This is a genomic window from Stenotrophomonas sp. YJH_SMC_20, from assembly GCF_059367845.1.
On the sequence record NZ_JCAFRG010000005.1, the window covers coordinates 129,391 to 150,225 of the forward strand.

At 67.6% G+C, this 20,835-nt stretch carries 16 protein-coding genes and 1 other RNA gene; 6 read left to right on the plus strand and 11 right to left on the minus strand.

All coding sequences use genetic code 11. The features are described from left to right. Genes mraY through mraZ form a run of 7 tightly spaced genes read right to left on the minus strand, consistent with a single transcriptional unit; the run spans position 1 to position 7,502 of the window. The gene (mraY, locus tag AC5P6A_RS10855; protein ID WP_019661070.1) at positions 1 to 1,086 is read right to left on the minus strand and encodes a phospho-N-acetylmuramoyl-pentapeptide-transferase; all 1,086 of its coding nucleotides are present in this window, start codon (positions 1,084 to 1,086) and stop codon (positions 1 to 3) included. Next, complete coding sequence (locus tag AC5P6A_RS10860; protein WP_134731232.1) at positions 1,076 to 2,470, minus strand: UDP-N-acetylmuramoyl-tripeptide--D-alanyl-D-alanine ligase; 1,395 nt, start codon at positions 2,468 to 2,470, stop codon at positions 1,076 to 1,078. Before AC5P6A_RS10860 ends, mraY begins: the two co-directional genes overlap by 11 nt. Then, a complete protein-coding gene (locus AC5P6A_RS10865; RefSeq protein WP_021203427.1) occupies positions 2,467 to 3,975 on the minus strand; it encodes a UDP-N-acetylmuramoyl-L-alanyl-D-glutamate--2,6-diaminopimelate ligase in 1,509 nt (502 codons plus the stop codon). Before AC5P6A_RS10865 ends, AC5P6A_RS10860 begins: the two co-directional genes overlap by 4 nt. After that, positions 3,972 to 5,816: a peptidoglycan D,D-transpeptidase FtsI family protein gene (locus AC5P6A_RS10870; RefSeq protein WP_019661067.1), complete on the minus strand. Its 1,845-nt coding sequence runs from the start codon at positions 5,814 to 5,816 to the stop codon at positions 3,972 to 3,974. The genes AC5P6A_RS10865 and AC5P6A_RS10870 overlap by 4 nt, the downstream gene beginning before the upstream one ends. After that, a complete protein-coding gene (gene ftsL / locus AC5P6A_RS10875; RefSeq protein WP_005412242.1) occupies positions 5,813 to 6,076 on the minus strand; it encodes a cell division protein FtsL in 264 nt (87 codons plus the stop codon). Before ftsL ends, AC5P6A_RS10870 begins: the two co-directional genes overlap by 4 nt. Then, complete coding sequence (gene rsmH / locus AC5P6A_RS10880) at positions 6,073 to 7,041, minus strand: 16S rRNA (cytosine(1402)-N(4))-methyltransferase RsmH (RefSeq protein ID WP_346714929.1); 969 nt, start codon at positions 7,039 to 7,041, stop codon at positions 6,073 to 6,075. The genes ftsL and rsmH overlap by 4 nt, the downstream gene beginning before the upstream one ends. A 14-nt stretch (positions 7,042 to 7,055) precedes the next feature. Next, on the minus strand, positions 7,056 to 7,502 hold the full coding sequence (mraZ, locus tag AC5P6A_RS10885) for a division/cell wall cluster transcriptional repressor MraZ (RefSeq protein ID WP_004143635.1): 447 nt from the start codon (positions 7,500 to 7,502) through the stop codon (positions 7,056 to 7,058). A gap of 323 nt (positions 7,503 to 7,825) precedes the next feature. Between mraZ and AC5P6A_RS10890 the strand changes: the two genes are divergently transcribed. Continuing rightward, positions 7,826 to 8,578 (plus strand): NRDE family protein, encoded by a 753-nt coding sequence (locus tag AC5P6A_RS10890; protein ID WP_346714930.1) that lies wholly within the window; start codon positions 7,826 to 7,828, stop codon positions 8,576 to 8,578. A gap of 355 nt (positions 8,579 to 8,933) precedes the next feature. Next, positions 8,934 to 9,413, plus strand: a complete 480-nt coding sequence (locus AC5P6A_RS10895; protein WP_346714931.1) for a DM13 domain-containing protein — start codon at positions 8,934 to 8,936, stop codon at positions 9,411 to 9,413. 89 nt (positions 9,414 to 9,502) lie between these two features. Here the strand turns inward: AC5P6A_RS10895 and rnpB are convergent. Then, an RNA gene (gene rnpB / locus AC5P6A_RS10900) (RNase P RNA component class A) lies at positions 9,503 to 9,854 on the minus strand. A gap of 155 nt (positions 9,855 to 10,009) precedes the next feature. Continuing rightward, positions 10,010 to 10,828: a 16S rRNA (cytidine(1402)-2'-O)-methyltransferase gene (gene rsmI, locus AC5P6A_RS10905; protein WP_019661063.1), complete on the minus strand. Its 819-nt coding sequence runs from the start codon at positions 10,826 to 10,828 to the stop codon at positions 10,010 to 10,012. Positions 10,829 to 10,909: 81 nt separating this feature from the next. Between rsmI and AC5P6A_RS10910 the strand changes: the two genes are divergently transcribed. The 4 genes from AC5P6A_RS10910 to AC5P6A_RS10925 all read left to right on the plus strand — a co-directional run bounded on the left by AC5P6A_RS10910 (position 10,910) and on the right by AC5P6A_RS10925 (position 15,099). Then, positions 10,910 to 12,631 (plus strand): penicillin-binding protein activator, encoded by a 1,722-nt coding sequence (locus AC5P6A_RS10910; RefSeq protein ID WP_495222312.1) that lies wholly within the window; start codon positions 10,910 to 10,912, stop codon positions 12,629 to 12,631. Further along, a complete protein-coding gene (locus AC5P6A_RS10915) occupies positions 12,621 to 12,989 on the plus strand; it encodes a YraN family protein (protein ID WP_171953429.1) in 369 nt (122 codons plus the stop codon). Before AC5P6A_RS10910 ends, AC5P6A_RS10915 begins: the two co-directional genes overlap by 11 nt. Before the next feature lie 110 nt (positions 12,990 to 13,099). Then, positions 13,100 to 13,717, plus strand: coding sequence for a metal-dependent hydrolase (locus AC5P6A_RS10920; protein WP_346714933.1), 618 nt, complete (start codon positions 13,100 to 13,102; stop codon positions 13,715 to 13,717). Then, positions 13,714 to 15,099: an FAD-linked oxidase C-terminal domain-containing protein gene (locus AC5P6A_RS10925; RefSeq protein WP_171953427.1), complete on the plus strand. Its 1,386-nt coding sequence runs from the start codon at positions 13,714 to 13,716 to the stop codon at positions 15,097 to 15,099. Before AC5P6A_RS10920 ends, AC5P6A_RS10925 begins: the two co-directional genes overlap by 4 nt. Before the next feature lie 100 nt (positions 15,100 to 15,199). Here the strand turns inward: AC5P6A_RS10925 and AC5P6A_RS10930 are convergent, their stop codons facing one another. Together AC5P6A_RS10930 and AC5P6A_RS10935 are read right to left on the minus strand one after the other, a co-directional pair. Then, complete coding sequence (locus tag AC5P6A_RS10930; protein ID WP_332329071.1) at positions 15,200 to 17,221, minus strand: acyltransferase family protein; 2,022 nt, start codon at positions 17,219 to 17,221, stop codon at positions 15,200 to 15,202. A gap of 192 nt (positions 17,222 to 17,413) precedes the next feature. Beyond that, the gene (locus AC5P6A_RS10935; RefSeq protein ID WP_180877100.1) at positions 17,414 to 20,635 is read right to left on the minus strand and encodes an autotransporter family protein; all 3,222 of its coding nucleotides are present in this window, start codon (positions 20,633 to 20,635) and stop codon (positions 17,414 to 17,416) included. Between the last annotated feature and the right edge of the window lie 200 nt (positions 20,636 to 20,835).

The window sequence follows — 20,835 nt, forward strand, 5'->3', positions numbered from 1 at the left end:
TCAGCGCACCTTCAACGTGGCCAGGCCGATCAGCACGAGCACGACGGAGATGATCCAGAAGCGCACGATCACGCGCGGCTCCGGCCAGCCCTTCAGTTCGAAATGGTGGTGGATCGGCGCCATGCGGAACACGCGCTTGCCGGTCAGCTTGAACGAGGCCACCTGGATCATCACCGACAGCGTCTCGATGACGAACACGCCGCCCATGATCACCAGCACCAGCTCCTGGCGGGTGATCACCGCGATGGTGCCCAGCACCGCGCCCAGCGCCAGCGCGCCGATGTCGCCCATGAACACCATGGCCGGATAGGTGTTGAACCACAGGAAGCCCAGGCCCGCGCCGGCGATGGCCGCGCAGATGATGACCAGTTCGCCGGCCCCCGGGATCTGCGGGATCTGCAGGTAGTTGGCGAACACTACGTTGCCCGAGGCGTAGGCGAACACGCCCAGCGCGCAGGCCACCAGCACGGTCGGCATGATCGCCAGCCCATCCAGGCCGTCGGTCAGGTTCACCGCATTGGAGAAGCCGACGATCCAGAAGTAGGCGATGGCCACGAAGCCGATGCCGGCCAGCGGCAGCGCCACCGACTTGAACATCGGGATGTAGAAGGTCAGCGCTGCCGGCACGTCGGCTGTATGGAACAGGAACAGGCCGGCGGCCAGGCCGAAGATCGACTGCAGCAGGTACTTCCAGCGCGACTTCAGCCCGTTCGGGTCGCGGCGGACGATCTTGATCCAGTCGTCATACCAGCCGATGGCACCGAAGCACAGCATCACTGCCAGCACCAGCCACACGTAGCGGTTGCGCAGGTCGGCCCACATCAGCACCGACAGGGTGACGGTCAGCAGGATCAGCGAGCCACCCATGGTCGGCGTACCGGCCTTGGAGAAATGGGTCTGCGGACCGTCCTTGCGGATCGGCTGGCCGCCCTTGAACTGGGCAAGCTTGCGGATCATCGCCGGGCCGAGCCACAGCGACAGGAACAGGGCCGTCAGCGCGGCAAGGATGGCGCGGAACGTCTGGTAGTTGAACAGCCCGAACAGGCTCTCCAACTGCTGCAACCATCGAGCCAGTTCATACAACATGCGGGGATTCCTCTCCTTGCGCCAGCAGCGCTTTGACAATCGTGTCCATGGCGCTGCCACGGGAACCCTTGACCAGGCAGCGCACGCCGGCGTGCAGCTCGTCCTTCAGCGCCTTCGACAGCGCGTCATGGGTGGCGAAATGACGGCCGCCTTCGCCGAAAGCGGTAGCGGCAGCGGCACTGAGCGGGCCCAGCGCATACAGGCGCTTGAGGCCGGCCGACCGCGCGCGGAGCCCGGCCTGCGCGTGCAGCGCTCCGGCGTCCGGACCCAGCTCACGCATGTCGCCCAGCACCAGCCAGCCCTCTTCCGGCGCGGCGGCCAGGGCGTCGATGGCCGCGGCCAGCGAACCGGGATTGGCGTTGTAGCTGTCGTCCACCAGCACCGCGCCATTGCGCAGCAGATGGGCAATCTGGCGGCCCGGTACCGGCTGCGCCTCGGCCAGACCAGCCGCGATCAGCGACAGATCGACACCGGCGGACAGCGCCAGGCTGGCGGCAGCCAGCGCATTGCTGACGTTGTGGCGACCCGGCAGGCCGAGCACCACGCGAGCCTCGCCGGCCGGCGAGACCAGGGTGAACTGGCTGCCCTGCGCACCTGCGCGGATGTCGCGCGCGGTCACATCAGCAGTATGTTCCAGGCCGTAGCGCAGCACGCGGCAGCGTGCCGGGGTACCGACGAAATGCTGTTCGAACCAGCGGCCGTAGGCATCGTCGGCGTTGATCACCGCCACGCCATCGGCCGGCAGTGCGGCATAGATTGCGCCCTTGGTCACGGCCACGCCAAGCAGGCTGCCCATGCGTTCCAGGTGTGCCGGGGCGATGTTGTTGACCAGGGCATAGCGCGGGCGGGCGATTTCGGTCAGGTAGGCGATATCACCCGGCTTGCCGGCGCCCATCTCGTAGACGGCGTAGTCGGCATCTTCCGGCGCATCGATCACCGCCAGCGGCAGGCCGATCTCGTTGTTGCGGTTGCCCGGGTTGGCGTAGACCACCTTGTGGGCGTGCTGGGCCACCTGCTGAAGGATCGACAGCAGCAGGCTCTTCACGCTGGTCTTGCCGTTGCTGCCGGTGATCGCGAACACCTCGGTGTCCCGGTCACGCTGCATGCCGGTGGCGATCTTCGCCAGTGCAAGCTCGCTGTCGGCCACCAGCACCTGCGGCAGCTCGACCGGCAGCAGGCGCTCGACCAGCAGCGCGCTGGCACCGCGCACCTGTGCGTCGGCGGCAAAGTCATGGCCGTCGAAGCGCTCGCCGCGCAGCGCCACATACAGGCTGCCCGGACCGAGGCTGCGGGTGTCATTGCTGACCGCGTCGATGGCCACGTCGTCGCCGTGGATCTCACCGCCGGCCCAGTGGGCGATCAGCGAAAGCAGAGTGCGCTTCACGCGGCACCCTCCCCGGCCTGCGCCTCTAGTACACCGGCCTTGGCCGCCAGTGCAGCGGCAGCCACCTCGGTGTCGTCGAAGTCATGGCGCACACCGTTCACTTCCTGGTACGGCTCGTGGCCCTTGCCAGCAATCAGGATGATGTCGCCGGCACCGGCACGCTTCACCGCCAGGCCGATCGCACGCGCGCGACTGCGCTGCACGGTCACGGCATCGGCATTCTGGAAGCCGGCCAGGATGTCGGCGACGATCACGTCACCGTCTTCGCCACGCGGATTGTCGTCGGTGACGATGACCTGGTTGGCCAGGCGCTCGGCGATCGCGGCCATCTGCGGACGCTTGCCGGTGTCACGCTCGCCGCCGCAGCCGAACACGCAGAACAGCGTACCCTGCAGGTGACCATGCAGGCTGCCCAGCGCTTGTTCCAGCGCGTCCGGGGTATGTGCATAGTCGACCACCACGGTCGGCAGGCCATTCTCGCCGCCGAGGCGGTTCATGCGGCCGCGGATCGGCTGCAGCGCCGACAGCACCTCGGCGATGCGCGGCAGCGGCTGGCCCTGCGCATGCAGGGTACCGGCCACCGCCAGCAGGTTGTCCACATTGAAGCGGCCCAGCAGCGGCGAATGCACGGCCGCGCGCTGGCCGTCGATGACCAGTTCAAACGCAATGCCACGACCATCCAGCTGCAACGCTTCGGCGCGCACGCTGGCATCGCTGGCACCACGCGAACTCAGGCCGATCGGCTGCACGCCCACCGGCAGGACGGCGAACAGCTGGCGACCGAAGGCGTCGTCCAGATTGATCACCGCTGCCTTCAGGCCCGGGCGATGGAACAGCCGCGCCTTGGCCGCGCCGTAGCTGGCCATGTCGCCGTGGTAATCCAGATGATCGCGGGTGAGGTTGGTGAACACCGCCACGTCGTAGTGCACGGCATCGACGCGGCCCTGGTCCAGTGCGTGCGAGCTGACCTCCATCGCCACCGCGCGCGCACCGGCGTCGCGCAGCTGTGCCAGCAGCGCATGCATCTGCAGCACCAGCGGCGTGGTGAAACCGGTCGGCTCGACCGCACCATAAAGTCCGGCGCCCAACGTGCCGATACTGCCACTGGGCGTTCCGAGCAGGTGCCAGGCCTGGGCCAGCAACTGCACGGTGGAAGTCTTGCCGTTGGTGCCGGTCACGCCCACCATCGCCATCGCCCGCGACGGCGCGCCATGGAACTGGTCGGCCATCGCACCCATGCGTGCGCGCAGGCCCGGCACGGCGATCGCATCGGCTGGCGCCGGCAGTTCGGCCGGTGCCGGGGGCTCGAACAGGATGGCGCTGGCACCGGCCGCGCGGGCCTGCTCGACAAAGTTCAGGCCATGCGCGCCGAAACCGGCGATGGCGACGAAGGCATTGCCGGGACGCACGGCGCGGCTGTCCAGCGCCAGCCCGGTCAGAACGGGATCATGGCCCGCCAGGGCCACGTCCGGAAGCAACTGCGAAAGCAACATCGAAGGACTCATTGCGTGCCTCCCGTAACGGGGGGCGTCTGGGCGTGCGCGCTCGGCAGCGCAGCATCGAATTCAGCGGCGGCATCCACCGGCAGCGCGGTCTCGGCCGGCGGCGCGGGCAGGATCGAGGCCGAGTGGCCGACCTTGCCGGACTGCTGTGCGGCCAGCCACGACTGCAGGTCATCCAGCGGCACGTCCATCAGGCGCAGTGTGCCTTCCATCACGTTGTGATAGACCGGCGCCGACACCAGGCCGCCGTAGAACTTGCCGGCCTGCGGATCGTTGATGACGATGACGGTGGCGAAGCGCGGGTTGGTGGCCGGCACCACACCGGCAAACAGCGCGTTGTAATGGCCACGCTCGTAACCACCCGGGCCGGTCTTGCGCGCGGTACCGGTCTTGCCGGCTACGCGGTAACCCAGCACCGCTGCCTGCTTGGCGCCGCCCTGGGTGACCACCGTTTCCATCATCGCCACCACCTGCCTGGCGACGCTCTCGTCGATGATCTGATGCGCTTCGTTGCGCTGGCCCTTGACGAAGGTCGGCGCGATCAACTTGCCGCCATTGGCCAGCGCCGAGTAGGCGGTGGCGATCTGCAGCGGTGTCACGTTCAGGCCGTAGCCGTAGGACATGGTGGTCTTGGTGGCACCGTCCCAGTTGGCCGGGCGCCGCACCACGCCACCGGATTCACCCGGGAACCCGCTGTGCGGCACCGAGCCGTAGCCGAAACGGCGCACGCCGTCATAGAACACCTGGTCCGGCATCTTTGCCGCGACCTTGGCCGCGCCGATGTTGGAACTGCGGGTGATCACGCCGGTTACGTTCAGCACGCCGTTGTTGCGCGGCACGTCGCGGATGGTGAAGCGGGCCACCTGCATGTAACCCGGGTTGGTATCGATGATGGTGTCCTTGGTCACCGCACCAGCCTGCAGCGCCGTGGCAATCGTCAACGGCTTCATCGTCGAACCCGGCTCGACCAGGTCGGTCACCGCACGGTTGCGGCGCGCATCGGGCAGCGCGCCGGTCAGCGAATTCGGGTTGTAGGTGGGCAGGTTGACCATGGCCAGGATCTCGCCGGTGTTCACGTCCATGATCACCATCGAACCGCCGGCCGCTTTGTTGGCCACCAGCGCGTTGCGCAGTTCCTTGAACGCCAGGTACTGGATGCGGCGGTCGATGCTGAGCGTCAGGTCCTTGCCCGGTTCGGCGGCGCGCAGCAGATCGCTTTCGACGGTCTCGCCCTTGCGGTTGCGGATCACCCGCTTGGCACCGGCCTTGCCGCGCAGCCATTCGTCGAACGCCAACTCCAGGCCTTCCTGGCCGCGGTCGTCGATGTTGGTGAAGCCCAGCACGTGCGCCATCGCCTCACCCTGCGGGTAGAAGCGGCGGAACTCGCGCTGCGCGGCCACGCCCGGAATCTTCAGCGCGACCACCTTTTCTGCCTCGTCCGGATTGATCCGGCGACGCAGGTACATGAATTCCTTGTCCGACTTCTGCGACAGGCGGCTGCTCAGCTCATCCACAGACATGCCGACCGCCTGGGCCAGCTCCGGAATGCGCTCGGGCGAACGCAGCAGGTCCTGCGGATTGACCCAGATCGAGGCGACCGGGGTGGACACCGCCAGCGGCTCGCCGTTGCGGTCGGTGATCATGCCGCGCGAGGTCTTGATCGGCAGCTCGCGCAGGTAACGGGCCTCGCCCTGGCGCTGGTAGAAGTCGCTGTTGATGATCTGCACGTAGGCGGCACGACCGACCAGCGACACCGAGCACAGGCCGAGCGCCAGCGCGACCCAGCGCAGGCGCTGGCGCAGGTTGAAGGCGTTGCGCGGGCGGTTGCGGCCGGTCTTGCTCATGGCCGCACCACCACGATGTCGGCGGCCTCGGGGAACTTCATGCCGAGCTTCTCGCGGGCGATGCGATCGACACGGTTGGCTTCGGCCAGGGTGGCCTGTTCCAGCTGCAGGCGACCGAACTCCAGGTTGATGTCATCGCGCTTGCGCTCGGCGCGCGACAGTTCGATGAACGTCTGCCGGTGACGATGACGCACGAACACGACGCCGATCGCCGAGGCCACGGTGGAAGCCAGCAGGATGATCAGCAGCAACCGGCTCATGCGTCAGCCTCCCGCTTCTGCGCCACGCGCAGCACGGCGCTGCGGGCACGCGGGTTGGCGGCCAGCTCTTCGTCGGTGGCCTTGATGGCACCGCCGATCAGGTCCAGCGTCGGCACGAACGCGACCGCCTCGGGCAGGCGGCGGTTGGCCGGCGGCGCCTTGGCCAGGCGGTTCATGTACTGCTTGACGATGCGGTCTTCCAGCGAATGGAAGCTGATCACCGCCAGGCGGCCACCGGGCTTGAGCCGTTCGACGGCGGCATCCAACCCGGCCTCCAGATCGGCCAGCTCGCGGTTGATGTGGATGCGGATGGCCTGGAAGCTGCGCGTGGCCGGGTGGATCTTGTCTTTTCCACGCGGCATCACCGAGGCGATCAGCTCGGCCAGTTCGGCGGTGCGGGAGAAGGGCTGCTTCTCACGGCGGGCCACGATGGCACGGGCGATGCGGCGGTTCTGGCGCTCTTCGCCGTAGGTCCACAGCACATCGGCGATCTCGCGCTCTTCCACGCGGTTGATCCACTGCGCGGCGCTTTCACCACTGTCCGGATCCATGCGCATGTCCAGCGGGCCGTCCTTGCCGAAGCTGAAGCCACGTTCGGCCACGTCCAGCTGCGGCGACGACACGCCGAGGTCGAGCAGCACGCCGTCCAGGCCTTCGGCCGTCGCATCCCACTGCAGCAGCTGGGCGAAGCTGCCACGGAAGATGGACACGCGCGGGTCCGGCGCGAAATCGCGCTCGGCAACGGCGATGGCTTCCGGATCCTTGTCCATGACCAGCAGGCGCCCCTCGGGACCGAGCTGGGTGAGCACGCCACGTGCATGACCGCCACGACCGAACGTGCCATCCAGATAACGTCCGTTTTCGATCACCCTCAGGCCTTCAAGGACCTGGGTGTACAGGACCGGCAGGTGCACCGCCGGCGACTGCGACACCGGAAGGTGACCGGTCTGCGCTTCTGGGCGCATCCGGGCACCCCGGCTCACAACTTCAGGTCGAGCAACCCATCACCCAGATCCTCGTCAGACAACGTCTGCTGGATCAGGGCCCGATGCGCCTGCTCGCTCCACAATTCGAACTTGTCGCCCATACCGAGCAATACCGCCTTCTTTTCAATGCCCACCGCACCGCGGTGGCTGGCGGGGATGCTGATGCGACCGTTGCCGTCCAGTTCCAGATGGGCGGCCGAGCCGACCAGCTTCTGCTGCAACAGGCGCACGACGCGCTGGGTGTTGGGCTTGGACATGACGTCGTCGCGGACCCGCTCCCATTCCGACTCTGCATACAGCCACAGGCAGCCGGCTTCGAACGGGTTGTAGGTCAGCACGAGACGGTTGTTGCTGGCGCGCGCGACGAGGTCGCGGTAAGCGGTGGGAACCGCCATGCGCCCTTTATCGTCAACTGTGATGGCCGTCTCGCCCTGGAACACGACGCGTGCACCTATCCTTCGCCCGGTGAAACATTGAACCACGAAAACCCACAAAACACCCGGATTTCCCTCTGATGCCCACCTTAGCAGCGGCCGAAGGGTTGTCAACAACTTTTCAGCGGGGAAATCGCCAGCCGCATCAATGGCTTGCAACAACCTTTAGAGAATTGTTCAAGGCTTATCCACAAGTTGCTGATCCGTCTCAATTTTTGAGATTGAACGGAAGTTCAGGGGTGTGGACAGAGCGTGAAACATCGCTCGCGCATTCATCCGGGACGGGCAGGAAGCGGCGCCAGACTGCGCAAACCGTGCACAATGAGGCCATGTGCCTGCTCGCTCTTGGCTGGATGCACCACCCGCGCTGGCGGCTGGTGATGACCGGCAACCGTGATGAGTTCCACGCCCGCCCGACAGCGGCGCTGGCCCCCTGGCAAGATGAGACCTCCGTCATCGGGGGGCGCGACCTGCGCTCCGGCGGCGGCTGGGCCGGCGTCGGTGCGGGCGGACGCATGGCCGTGGTCACCAATGTCCGCGACCCGCTGGCCGCACAGACCGGTCCTTCACGGGGTGCGCTGGTGGCCGACTTCCTGCGCGGCCGCGACCCGGCCGCCGTGCATATCGACCGGCTGGCGACCGTGGCGGGCGCGTATGCGCCCTTCAACCTGTTGCTGGCCGATGGCGACAGCCTGGAGTACCTGGGCAACCACCCCGCCGAGCGCCAGCGCCTGGGCCCGGGCGTGCATGGCATGTCCAACGGCGCGCTGGACGCACCCTGGCCGAAGACCCGACGACTGATGGCCGCGCTTGAAGCCTGGTTCGAGGCCGGCGATGAGGACCTGACCCCGCTCTGGGCCGCCCTGGCGAACGAACATCGCCCCGCCGACAGCGACCTGCCCGACACCGGCATCGGGCTGGAACGCGAGCGCTGGCTGAGCCCGGCCTTCATCCGCGGCGACGACTATGGCACCCGCGCCAGCACGGTGCTGCTGATCGACGCCGACGGCCACGGCGAGATCCACGAACGCCGTTTCGGCCCGCAGGGTGCACCGAGCGGACAAAGCCACGTCATTTTCTGACCCGGCCGTCCCGGCCACTGGGCGGATTCTCTTGCCAGCGGGGTAGTGCCGGCCGCTGGCCGGCAACCTTTGGATGCTCGGATTCGCCATGAAGCTGCCGGCCAGCGGCCGGCACTACCCACAGCGCGCTGTCGCGATCCACGCGACGGCAGCCGTCATCGCAACGGGCCTGAAACGTCATTCAGCTTCCAGCCGCGACCGCGATCCGCCCGTGCCACAGGGGCTCGGTATCGCAGCCTGCCCACTGTGCCCTTTTCGCATTCGGCACTGTGTCTATAAATGTCGGCCCTGACCTCCCAGGGTGGTCGCGCCCGGCACTCCGCCGCGCGATCGACCGCAACCACAAGGAGGCCCCATGCGCCGTATCCTCATCCTGCTCGCCACTCACCTGCTCACCCTCGGCCTGGGCTTCGGCCTGGGCGTCTACTTCCTGCCGATCCTGATCGCCCCCGATGACCCGCCGGCCGCGCAGGTGCAGGCGGCCATGAAAGACGCGACCTATCGCACCACGTTCCGCCGCGACCTCAAGGGCAGCGATGCGGTGCACTGGGCCGAAGGCAAGGTCAGCGTCAGCGCCACCCAGGTCGCCTTCGACGGCAAGATGGGACCGGGCCCTGACTACAAGGTGTACCTGGTCCGCGACTTCGTCGACAACAAGGCCGACTTCCTGAAGATCAAGGCGCAGGCCCAGCGCATCGGCGAGGTGAAGACCTTCAACCGTTTCCTGGTGGACGTGCCTGAAAGCGTCAACGTGGACGATTACACCACCGTAGTGGTGTGGTGCGAACGGTTCGAGCAGTTCATTTCCGCCGGGCAGTACCGCACGCCGGGTTGAACAACATCCCAAGCATCTGGGCGAAGAGCAGCCGAGCATGGCTCGGCTCTACTGTAGAGCCGAGCCATGCTCGGCCTACCGTAAGAAAGAGGCGGAGCCGGCCGATAAGCCGGGTTCTGTCGTGGACAGTCATTCCTCTAGGCGTTACGTCACCGCAACGCTCAAGCAACCTACCCGGATCCAACGCGGGCCGCGCCAAAGGATCCCTATTTGGTCTTGCTCCAGGTGGGGTTTGCCGTGCCGGTCTGTTGCCAGACTCGCGGTGCGCTCTTACCGCACCATTTCACCCTTACCGGCCTTCCGAAGAAGACGTAGGCGGTATCTTTCTGTTGCACTTTCCGTCGGCTTGCGCCGCCCAGGCGTTACCTGGCACCTTGCCCTATGGAGCCCGGACTTTCCTCGGCACCCCCGAAGGGATGACGCGACTGTCTGGCCGACTCCGCCAGCGCGCATTCTAGCGTACGCACGCCTTTCCTGCCGTGCCGATCGCGGCGTCCGGTTCATCCATCCACGCGTGGCGTGGATCTACCTATGCCGCTGCCCTGGTGGGTGCGGATTCCGCTCTGGTGGGTGCGGACCTTGGTCCGCACGATCGATCAACTGCCGTACAACGCCTTGCGCGGCGCACCGGTCAGTTCCGCGGCCAGCTTCGCGGCGGTCGACGGCGGCAGATGCTCGCTCAGCTTGGCGTAGACGCGGCGGCCATGCGCCAGCTGCGCTTCCTCATCGTCGCCGGCGCCCTGCACCATCACCACGAACTCGCCCTTGCGCTGGTTCTCGTCAGCTTCCACCTTCGCCAACAGGCCGGCCAGGTCACCGTCGAGCACGGTCTCGAACAGCTTGGTCAGCTCGCGGGCCAGCACCGCCGGGCGCTCGCCGCCGAAGATCGCCGCCATGTCGGCCAGCGACTCGGCGATACGGTGCGAGGATTCGTAGAACACCATCGTGCGCACTTCGCCGGCCAGCGCCTGCAGGCGGTCGCGGCGGCCGCTGGCCTTGGCCGGCAGGAAACCCTCGAAGCTGAAACGGTCGCTGGGCAGGCCGGCCACGCTCAGCGCGGCGATGGCGGCGCAGGCACCGGGCACCGGGCTGACCTTGATACCCGCCGCGCGCGCGGCACGCACCAGGCGGAAACCGGGGTCACTGACCAGCGGGGTACCGGCATCGCTGACTAGCGCCAGCGACTCGCCGGCCTGCAATCGCGAAACCAGGCGCTGCGCCAGGGCCTCTTCATTGTGTTCGTGCAGGGCCACCAACGGTTGCTGGATGCCGAAATGGGACAGCAGCTGGCCGCTGCGGCGGGTGTCTTCGGCACAGATGGCCGCCACCGAACGCAGCACCTCCTGCGCGCGCGGGCTCAGATCGGCCAGGTTGCCGATCGGGGTGGCGACGACGTACAGGGTTGGCACACTCATTTCAGCGGTACTCACGGGGCAAGGGTAGAATCGTAGCGTGTACCCGGCCAAGGCCGCTGCCCTCATCGCATGGACCCGATCATGAACAAGCCCGCCGCACGGATCTCCGCCCTGTCGTTGTCGCTGATGCTGCTGGCCGGCTGTGCCACCACCAGCCTGACCAGCGCGCCCGAATCGCCGGCCCAGAGCCAGGCGCTGGCGCTGATCGAACAAGACAAACCGCGCGACGCCGCCCTGCAGCTGGAAGCGCTGGCCGCAACCCTGAAAGGTGGCGCCCGCAGCAATGCCCTGGCCGATGCCGCCTGGGCCTGGCACCTGGCCGGCGACAGTGCCCGCGCGCGCAGCCTGCTTGGCCAGCTCACCGCCCGCCAGCTGTCCGGCGCCAGCCTGCAGCGCTACCAGCTGACCGGCGCCGAGCTGGCACTGGCCGACAAGCAGCCGGCGCAGGCCCTGGTCCTGCTGAAGGAACAGGGCGACAACGTCTTCCCCGCGCTGCGCACGCGCTGGCACGTAGCCCGCGCCAACGCGCTGCAGGGCACCGGCGATGCCTTCGGTGCCGCCACCGAGCGCGCCCGCGCCCACGCCAGCCTGACCGGCAGCGCGCGCAGCGAGAACCAGGCCGCCATCGCCGGTCTGCTCGGTACGCTTGACGATGCCACCCTGCGCAGCCGTGCCGCTGCCCTGCCGGCCAACGACCCGCTGTACAACTTCGCCGGCCGCGCACTGATCGCGCGCGGCCTGCCGCTGCCGCGCCCGTTCGACCGCGATGGCGCCGCCCAGTTCGACACCAGCAAGCGCCCGCCGGCGATGAGCGACGGTTACCGCCCGCCGGCCAAGCTTGCCGTGCTGCTGCCGCTCAGCGGCCGCCTGGCCACTGCCGCACAGCCGGTGCGCGATGGCCTGTTGAGCGCCTACTACGGTGAAAGCCGCCGCCGCCCGGACATCAACTTCTTCGACACCGCCGGCACCCCGGCCGGCGCCCTGGCCGCCTATGACAAGGCCGTCGCCTCCGGTGCCGACTTCGTAGTCGGTCCGCTGGGCCGCGACGAAGTGGACGCGGTGTACGGCCGCCAGCAGCTGCAGGTACCGGTGCTGGCCCTGAACCGTGGCAAGGACGCGCCGCCGGCCGGCAGCGCCGGCTTCTCGCTGGCACCGGAAGACGACGGCATCGTCGCTGCCGAATATCTGCGCGGCCGCGAGCGCGGCAAGGCGTTGGTGATCAACAGCGCCGACGATACCGGCCGCCGTGCCGCCGCCGCCTTCGCCCAGCGCTTCGCGCAGCGCGGTGGCCAGGTGGTGGCCACCGTCGGCGTCAGCGACGCGGTTGGCGATGTCGGTGCGCAGGTGCGCAATGCCGGGCAGGTCGATGCCGTGTTCCTCGCCGTGCGCGCGCCGCAGGCCCGCCTGCTGGCGCCGCAGCTGGCGCTGGCCGGTGCCGGTGGCGCCACCCGCGTTGGCACCTCGCAGCTGACCGTCGGCAGCGGCAAGGTGGAAGAAGACGTGGCGCTGGACGGCATCGTCTACCCGAACGAAGCCTGGAACGTGCGCAGCGTGTCCGGCCTGCCCTCGGCCAGCCAGGTCGCCAGCACCCTGCCCAGCGCACGCGGTGCGGCCGGCCGCCTGTTCGCCTTCGGCGCCGATGCCTGGAAGATCACCGCCTACCTGGACAAGCTGTCCAACGAAGGCGGCCTGGACGGTGCCACCGGCACCCTGTTCCTGGACAGCAATGGCAACATCCTGCGCCAGCCGGCCTGGTCGACCTTCAATGGCGGCCGGCCGATGCCGATCGTCGGTGGTCGCTGAGCGCAGCCAACGTGGCTCGGCGGTGGAAGCCGCCGCCGAGCAGCATCTGCAACGGGCCGGACTGCGGCCGCGTGCGCGCAACGTGCGTTATCGCGGCGGTGAACTGGACCTGGTGATGGACGATGCCGGCACCGTAGTGTTCGTGGAAGTGCGCTATCGCGCGCGATCCGATTTCGGTGGCGGCGCGGCCTCGGTGGATGTGCGCAAGTGTCGGCGCCTGGCACATGCCGCATTGTTGTACCTGCAGGACAATCCCGCGCTGGCCGATGCGCCGTGCCGCTTTGATGTGGTGGAAGCTACGGGCGAGCCGCCGCAGTTGCAGTGGCTGCGCGATGCGTTCCGGTTGGATGATTGCTGATGGCTACCGTCCGCTTTGGTAGAGGCCGACCTTGGTCGGCGCTTCTGTGCCAACCAAGGTTGGCACCTACCAGCGCGCAGCCTGGCCGGCACGACCATGGTGCGTGACTGATGCCTTCGATCATCACCCATGCCGCTGTGCCGTTGGCGCTGTGGTGCGCCGCTGATCGTGGCCGCATCCCGCCGCGCCTGCTTGCGGCCGGCGTGATGGCCGCCATGCTGCCCGATGCCGATGTACTGGCCTTCGCGCTGCACATTCCCTACGCCGATGCGTTCGGCCATCGTGGCGCCAGTCATTCACTGCTGTTTGCCGGCGTGCTGGCTGCATTGGCCGCGGTGTTGGCGTTCTTTGGTAGCGACCGACCATGGTCGGCGCAGCACAGCTCCGGTAGTCGCCGACCTTGGTCGGCGCTTCTGTGCCAACCAAGGTTGGCATCTACCGTACAAGCCGCTGCATTCGTCTTCGTCTGCGCCGCCAGCCATCCACTGCTGGATGCGATGACCTCCGGTGGCCTCGGCGTTGCCCTCGCCTGGCCGTGGAGCGAACAACGCTTCTTCGCACCGTGGCGACCGATCCGCGTGTCACCGTTCGCGCCCCAGTTCTTCAGCGCGCGCGGCATCGCCACCCTGCTCTCTGAACTGCGCTGGGTCTGGCTGCCGCTGGCCGGCGCCGTTGTTGCCTGGAAACTGATCCAACCCGCCCCTGCTGTCCCGCGAGATCCATCATGAGTACTGTCCTGCCCGCCGCGTTGGTTGCCGAACTGTCCGCCCTGCTGGGTGCCGATGGCTGGCGCATGGATGACAACGCGCTGGAGGCGAACGCACAGGACAACTCGTGGCGCCACCAGCGCCCTGCCGCCGTCGCGCTGCCCGCCAGCATCGAACAGGTGCAGGCGCTGGTGCGTGCCTGCCGTGCGCATGGCGTGGCACTGGTCGCGCGCGGCGCAGGCACCGGCACCACCGGCGCGGCCGTGCCGTTGCCGGGCAGCATCGTGCTGTCGTTCACCCGCATGGACCGCATCGTGGCGATCCGCGCCGGTGATCGCTGCGCGGTGGTGCAGCCGGGCGTGCTCAATGGCGCCCTGCAGCAGGCGCTCGCCCCGCATGGCCTGTTCTGGGCGCCGGACCCGTCCAGCGCGGAGATCTGCAGCGTGGGTGGCAACCTGGCCTGCAATGCCGGTGGCCCACGCGCGGTGAAGTACGGCACCAGCCGCGACAACGTGCTGGGTCTGGTGGCGGTGACCGGCACCGGCGAGGTGATCCGCTGCGGTGGTGCCTACACCAAGGATTCCACCGGCTACGACCTCACTCACCTGCTGGTGGGCAGCGAAGGCACGCTGGCGCTGATCGTGGAAGCCACCCTCAAGCTCACCCCGCTGCCGGTCAGCCAGGCCGGACTGCGCGTGCTGTACCGCGACGCCGATGCGGCCGCCGCCGCAGTGTCACGCCTGATGTCGCAGCCGGTGGTACCCACGCGCCTGGAATTCATGGACGCGCGCAGCCTTGAGCTGCTGCGTCTCAACGGTGCGGACGTGCCGGAGGCCGGTGCGATGCTGCTGGTGGAAGCCGATGGTGACCACGACACCCTGCCCTATCTGCTGCAGGCACTGGCCAGCGCCGCTGAAGGCGACGGCATGATCGAACTGGACGTGGCGATGGAAGGCCGTGCACGCGACCAGCTGTGGGCCGCGCGCAAGGCACTGTCGCCGGCACTGCGCACCGTCGCGCCCGGCAAGATCAATGAAGACGTGGTGGTGCCGGTGTCGCGCATTCCAGAGCTTGTGGCTGGCGTGCAGGCATTGGCGCGTGACTACAGACTCACCATCGTCACCTTCGGCCATGCCGGCAACGGCAACCTGCACGTCAACATCCTCTACCATCCGGAGGATGCCGACGAAAACGCGCGCGCGCATGCCGCGCTGCCGAAGATCTTCGAGCTGACCCTGGCACTGGGCGGCACGCTGTCGGGCGAGCACGGCATTGGCCTGGCCAAGCGCGATTTCATGGCGCAGGCATTCAGCCCGGCCACGCTGGCGACGATGCGCGCGATCAAGACCGCGCTGGACCCGGATGGGATTCTCAACCCGGGCAAGGTGCTGCCGCCGGTGTAGACCGCGCGCACTCCTGTAGCGCCGAGCCATGCTCGGCTCACCGCGCGCAGCGCGGACTTCCCGCCTGCGGAACGAAGAGCAGCCGAGCGTGGGCTCGGCTCTACAAAGGCTTGTCGTTCGCAATATCGATCAGGGTCTGCCGGAAACTGGGCAGCAGCACGCGATTACCGTGCCCACTCAGATGATCGTTGTCGAAGAACAACGGTCCGCCCTCTTCCACGGCCGAACAGGTCTGCGGCCCACACAGCAGCGGCAGTGGATCCCACACCGTCAGCGATGGATAGCGCGCTGTCAGTTCGGACAGCAACGCCATCTGCGGCGCCCGCAGCCTCTCCAGATCAGCGCGCGGCATGCTCAGGCCCCCGGCACAAGCCGGGTTGCGGCGGTTGAACCAGTCCGAACAGCGGTACGCACCGGCCTTGAACAACGGTAGCGGCGCATCCAAAACCACATGCACGCCCAGCTTCTGCAGACGTCCAAGAACACGATCAGCCTCATCACGCGCGGCCTGCGCATTGGTCGGGGTGCGCTCGGCAAGCAGTTGACGATAGATCTGCTGTGCATCCTGTCGCTGCCAGTCGAATCCGCGCAGCTCCGGCATGCGCAAGGCCGCCAGCACCACGATGTCACCCGGGCGCGCCTCGCGCTCGATGGTCGACAACGCGTCCTCAATGAAGCCCTGGCAGTCGTACGGGCTGGCCCGCAGCAGGTTGACGAAGCTGCAGCCGCCGCGATCCTGCTGGCGCACCTCCATGCCGGTCTGGCGCGCGACCATGCTGGTCATGGTGCGATACGCCGCCGCGTGCGAATCCCCCACCACGAACAGCCGCCGCCCTTCGAGCGCCGGCGCGCTCACCGGCTCCAATGGGCGCCACGCGGGGTAGCGACGCGCCTGCCATGCATAGCCGTCGCGGGTCACGCTCAGCGAGACCTGCTCGTGGTACTCCACGGTGGCCCAGGCACCCGCGCCACACAGCGCCACCACCGGCAACGCCATCGCCAGCACCTTGGTCGGTGCCAGCCGCAGCAGGGGCGCTGCACGGCGCAGCGGACGTTCGATGAAGTGGTAGGACGCAGCGGATACCGCCAGCAGCAGCACCGGGTACAGCCACAGTGCCGCTCCCTGCAGACCGTAGGTCCAGCGCAGCAGCACCAGCAACGGCCAATGCCACAGGTACAGCGAATAGGACAAGCGCCCCAGGTAGGCGAGCGGTGCGCAGCCCAGCGCGCGGGCGATGCGCGATGACCCCGCTGTCGACACGCTCGCCAACAGCAGCAGGGTACCGGCCACGGTCGCCAGCACACCCGGCACCGGCATCGCCAGCTGCGGGGCGATCAGCGCACCTGCGGCCAGCAGCGCCAGACCGACCACTGCGACCATGTCAGCGTTCTGGCCCGGCGTGCGCGTGCGCATCCACTGGTACAGCAGCGCGCCTGCGGCCAGCTCCCAGAACCGCGCCGGCAGCAGATAGAACGCTGCCGCTGGTGCCGATTGCGCCTGCCAACCTGCCCACGCCAGCGACAGCGCGGTGAGCACCGGCAACAGCCAACGCGACCACGGCCAGCGCTCACGCCCGCGCAGCCAGACGAAGAACAGCAGCGGGAAGACCAGGTAGAACTGCTCCTCCACACCCAGCGTCCACGTGTGCAGGAACGGGTTGAGTTCGGCGCCGGGTGAGAAATAGTCGTCCTGCTGCCCAGCCAGCACGATGTTGCTGAAGCCGACCAGCGCGGCCCAGCCGGTCTGGTCGAACTGCTCGTTGCGCCACGCGCGGGGAATGAACAGCGCCGACAGCACGAAGGTGGCCATCAGCATTACCAGCAGCGCCGGCAACAGGCGCAGCACGCGTCGACGGTAGAAGTCGAGCAGCAGTGCGCCGAGTGATGCGTTGGTGCGCGACGCCAACGACTGGCTGATCACGAAGCCGGACACCACGAAGAACAGGTCCACGCCGGTGAAGCCACCGGGCAACCATGCCGCATTGGTGTGGAACAGGATGACGGCCAGCACCGCCAATGCGCGCAGGCCGTCAATGGCCGCATTGTGGGAACGTTCGGGAGGGGACATGCGGGTGACCGGCAGCGAGCGATCCGGCAGCATCGCCACCGTTTGCGCAGTCATTCAATGGACAATCGCGACAGACATGGACATCGTTCAGGACCCGCCCCTGCTCGAGGCAGTTGTAGAGCCGAGCCATGCTCGGCTGCTCTTCGTTCAGATCGCGTTGAGCCGAGCATGGGCTCGGCTCTACAGCAGCAGCGGGGTCAGAGCCCATTGCCCAGGCAATGGGATCCGACCCCGCTGCACGCCCGCTTACCAGGCCTTGCGCAGGCCCAGCTGGCCGCCCACGTTGCGGTAACCGTGGTCGCCGCGCTGCACGGTCAGGCCACCCCACGCACCCCAGCGCTGGCCCAGCTTCAGCTCGGCACCGGCCTGCACCTCGTAGCGGTTGCGCGGCACGTCCGCGCCCAGCGTGTCACCGTTGAACTGCAACGTGCTGCCGCCGCTGCCACGCAGCCAGTTCACGCCCAGGTACGGCTGCACGGCATTGTCGGCTGCAGTGCCATGGCCAAACACACGCACGCCCAGGCGCCCACTCAGGCCACCGGCATCGGCGTGGTCGATCACCGTGCCGTTGCTCTCCACGTGGCGATCGGCGCGGAAATCGACATGGCTCAGCTGCAGTTGCGGCTGCACGTACAGCGCGCTGGCGCTGCCCTGCCACACGTTGAAGGTGTAGCCGGTCTCCAGCGACACACTGGCCATGCGCGAATCGTAGTGCTCCGGCGCCAGGCCGATGCCCTGCACCCGGTTATCGAAGCGGCCGTACTGCAGGTTCGCATCCATGTACGCGCCCTGCGTGCCGTCAGCCGCCTGCAACCAGGTGCCGTACACACCCACCGCGCTGCCACGCACCCGCCCCTTGGCGCTGTAGCCGGTCAGATCGGACACTGCACTGCTGTCAGCACGCCCCGTGCCCAACATCACGCCGAACGCTGCATTGCCTCGGCGAACCAGGTCACTGCCGATCTGCAGCACCGAGGTGTTGCCGTCGATCGACAGCTGACCGCCGACCGCGCTGAAGTCCGCCTGCTGCCGGCCCACACGCGCCCACGCGGCACGGCCTTCATCCAGCGATACGGCCCCGATGCGGTCGTTCATACGATGGGAAAACATGTTGATGGCTGCTGACTGGTTTGCCAGATATGCACCGGCTTCCGGGCGCAGTACCGGCGGCGGCAGGATCGGATTGATTGGATCCACCGGATCCGTCGGGTCGATCGGATCCGGGCCCGGATCGACCGCGCACCCCGGCGCAGCCGGGTTGTCCTGGCAGACATCGAACCATTGCGAACGCAGATACCAGTTGCCATCGGTGGGATCCGTCACGCCCCCCTTGAACAGGAAATACTCGTACGATCCGCCCACCGCGCGGCCGCTCAGTGCGTAGCTCGCCCGTGATGCACCGTCGATCTCGATCAGTTGGATGCCATCGACCGTCGGCGCACCCACGCCCCCCATGTTCTTCACCGCGATCAGCGCATCGCCGGAGGTGTCGCCGCGCACGTGCAGGCGGTCCATCGCGCTGTCGTCGCCGGCCAGCGCGCCCTGGAACAGGAACGTAGCCCCCTCACTGTGCAGGTCGCCGTTCACGGTGAGCGTGTTGAAGCGACCGGTGCCGTCGGACAGTGCCACGCCACTGTTGAGCACCTGAAGTTCGCCTACCGTGGCATCACCGCTCAGTGTCCACTGGCTGCCGCTCTCGATCGCCATCGTCTGCACCAGACCCGACGAACCCTGCCAGAGCGATCCATCCGCCAGCCGCACGTGCACGTCGGACTGTGGCGGCAATCCCGCGTCCTCATCCTCCGGCGTGATGACAATGTCGCCCTCCATCTGCGAGCCGCTCTCCAGCACCACATCGAAGCGTCCGGCCACTGCGGCATCCAGTGCCAGCGCGATGCCGTTGCCGCCCGATACCAGCGCGCCATTGGACAGGGTCAGGCCTGCATCGCGGCTGCTGCGCAGCCATACACCGCCATGCTGGGCGCTCACCAGCGAACCACCGTCGATGCGCATCCGCCCGTTGTCATTGATCACCGCCGCCCACGCGCCCTCGCCTTCGGTGCGCACATGGGTGTTGCTCAGCGTCATTTCGCCCGTGCCGCCAGACAGCACACCGTGTGAATTGATGCCGGTGGTGCGCACTACACTGTCGGCCAAATGCACGGTGCCACCCAGGCGCGCAATTGCACCGATGGCGCCATCGCCTTCGGTCAGAATGTCGCTGCCGCTGACCTCAGCCAATGGCCGTTGCCCAGGCCCGCCCTGCACATACAGCCCATGCCCATTGAGGCCCAGTGTGCGCAGCTGGCTGGCGCCGATCTGCGTGGTACCCGCGTACAACGCAACCGCCTGCCAACGGTCGCCCTCGGCGGTGATCTGCGAGCGCTCGATGTCGAGCTTGCCTTCATTCATCAGACGCACGGCGATGCCATCGCGCGCGGTGATGACCGATCCTTCCACGCTGGCCTCGCCATCACGTTGGTTGATGTCGATGCCGGTGCTCTCACTGACCAGCTGGCTGTTGCGCAGGGTCAGTTCAGAACCTTCGGTCATGTTGATGCCGAAATGCCCGGACAGATCAACACCGTCCAGCAGCAGCGTACCTCCACCTCCCGTGGCGAAACTGACTGCGCTGGCGTACTCACCGCGCGTGTGGATGGCGCCGCCATGGACTTCGACGTCGCCTCCCACATCCAACCCGATGCCGGAGCGCTCATGACCCAGATCGATCCGCAGATCTTCGAACACCGCCTTGCTGCCCATCGCCACCAGCGCACCGTTCGCGCCCGCGCCACTGGCACTGATCTGGACGTTGCGCAGTACCGCGTCCGAACCCATGGCAATCCACAGCGCGTGGCCCGCGCCGTTCTGTTCGATGCGCAGGTTCTCAGCCGTCACGGTGCTGCCCTGCATATGGATGCCATTGGCATCGCCGTTGATCTGCAGATGGCTGTCGCGCAGCGCAAGGTTGCCATTGCTCACCTGCACGCCGTGGCTGCCGGCGCCATGAGTGACGATGCCGACCCCGGTCGCGGACACGCTGGCCCGGGACGCCGCGATGCCCACTGACGACCGCCCGAGGGTCTCGATCTGGGTGCCGCTCAGTTCGACCCGGCCGCCGTCCACCACCGACACACCTGCAGCACTGCTGCCCAGGGTGGTGATGGTGCCCCCGTCCAAGCGGATCAGACTACCCGCACCCTGCGCCCTCGCCGCGGCCGCACCATTGCCTTCCGTGCGCAGATTGACCTCACCGGCGGGAATGATGCTTCCGCCATTGAGCGCATGGAAGGCGTAACCCGCGGTACTGCCCGCGTCCACCGGCTCGGTGATGCTGTAATCACCGGCAGCGGGCATCTGCTCGTCGCCGTCGGCAACCACCTGCTGCGCCAGCACCGGCGCTGTTGTGGAAAGTACGGTGGCCAGCGCCAGGGCGAGGGTACTGCGGCGCGGAAGCGGAAAGTGCATGGCAAGGCTCCGGAAAAAGTGCCGGATATGCTCGGGACGCCCCCCCGGGGCTATCGAATTCGTTGCGTTCCGCCACAGGTGCGGCGGTTCGTCGCAGCTGCGAGGAGCCTGCCTGAACGGCCCCCGGCCGCACGCCGGAGGTCAAGCGAGCTTTGCAACAAATTGCATGGGATCGCCCGGGCGTGGCTGGAACACTGGGC

What these genes read in the sequence shown, in the direction of transcription:
- mraY (WP_019661070.1), bottom strand. Translation starts at nt 1,086, where the DNA reads ATGTTGTATGAACTGGCTCGATGGTTGCAGCAGTTGGAGAGCCTGTTC.
- AC5P6A_RS10865 (WP_021203427.1), bottom strand. Translation starts at nt 3,975, where the DNA reads ATGAGTCCTTCGATGTTGCTTTCGCAGTTGCTTCCGGACGTGGCCCTG.
- AC5P6A_RS10870 (WP_019661067.1), bottom strand. Translation starts at nt 5,816, where the DNA reads ATGAGCAAGACCGGCCGCAACCGCCCGCGCAACGCCTTCAACCTGCGC.
- ftsL (WP_005412242.1), bottom strand. Translation starts at nt 6,076, where the DNA reads ATGAGCCGGTTGCTGCTGATCATCCTGCTGGCTTCCACCGTGGCCTCG.
- rsmH (WP_346714929.1), bottom strand. Translation starts at nt 7,041, where the DNA reads ATGCGCCCAGAAGCGCAGACCGGTCACCTTCCGGTGTCGCAGTCGCCG.
- AC5P6A_RS10890 (WP_346714930.1), top strand. Translation starts at nt 7,826, where the DNA reads ATGTGCCTGCTCGCTCTTGGCTGGATGCACCACCCGCGCTGGCGGCTG.
- AC5P6A_RS10895 (WP_346714931.1), top strand. Translation starts at nt 8,934, where the DNA reads ATGCGCCGTATCCTCATCCTGCTCGCCACTCACCTGCTCACCCTCGGC.
- rsmI (WP_019661063.1), bottom strand. Translation starts at nt 10,828, where the DNA reads ATGAGTGTGCCAACCCTGTACGTCGTCGCCACCCCGATCGGCAACCTG.
- AC5P6A_RS10910 (WP_495222312.1), top strand. Translation starts at nt 10,910, where the DNA reads ATGAACAAGCCCGCCGCACGGATCTCCGCCCTGTCGTTGTCGCTGATG.
- AC5P6A_RS10920 (WP_346714933.1), top strand. Translation starts at nt 13,100, where the DNA reads ATGCCTTCGATCATCACCCATGCCGCTGTGCCGTTGGCGCTGTGGTGC.
- AC5P6A_RS10925 (WP_171953427.1), top strand. Translation starts at nt 13,714, where the DNA reads ATGAGTACTGTCCTGCCCGCCGCGTTGGTTGCCGAACTGTCCGCCCTG.
- AC5P6A_RS10930 (WP_332329071.1), bottom strand. Translation starts at nt 17,221, where the DNA reads ATGACTGCGCAAACGGTGGCGATGCTGCCGGATCGCTCGCTGCCGGTC.
- AC5P6A_RS10935 (WP_180877100.1), bottom strand. Translation starts at nt 20,635, where the DNA reads ATGCACTTTCCGCTTCCGCGCCGCAGTACCCTCGCCCTGGCGCTGGCC.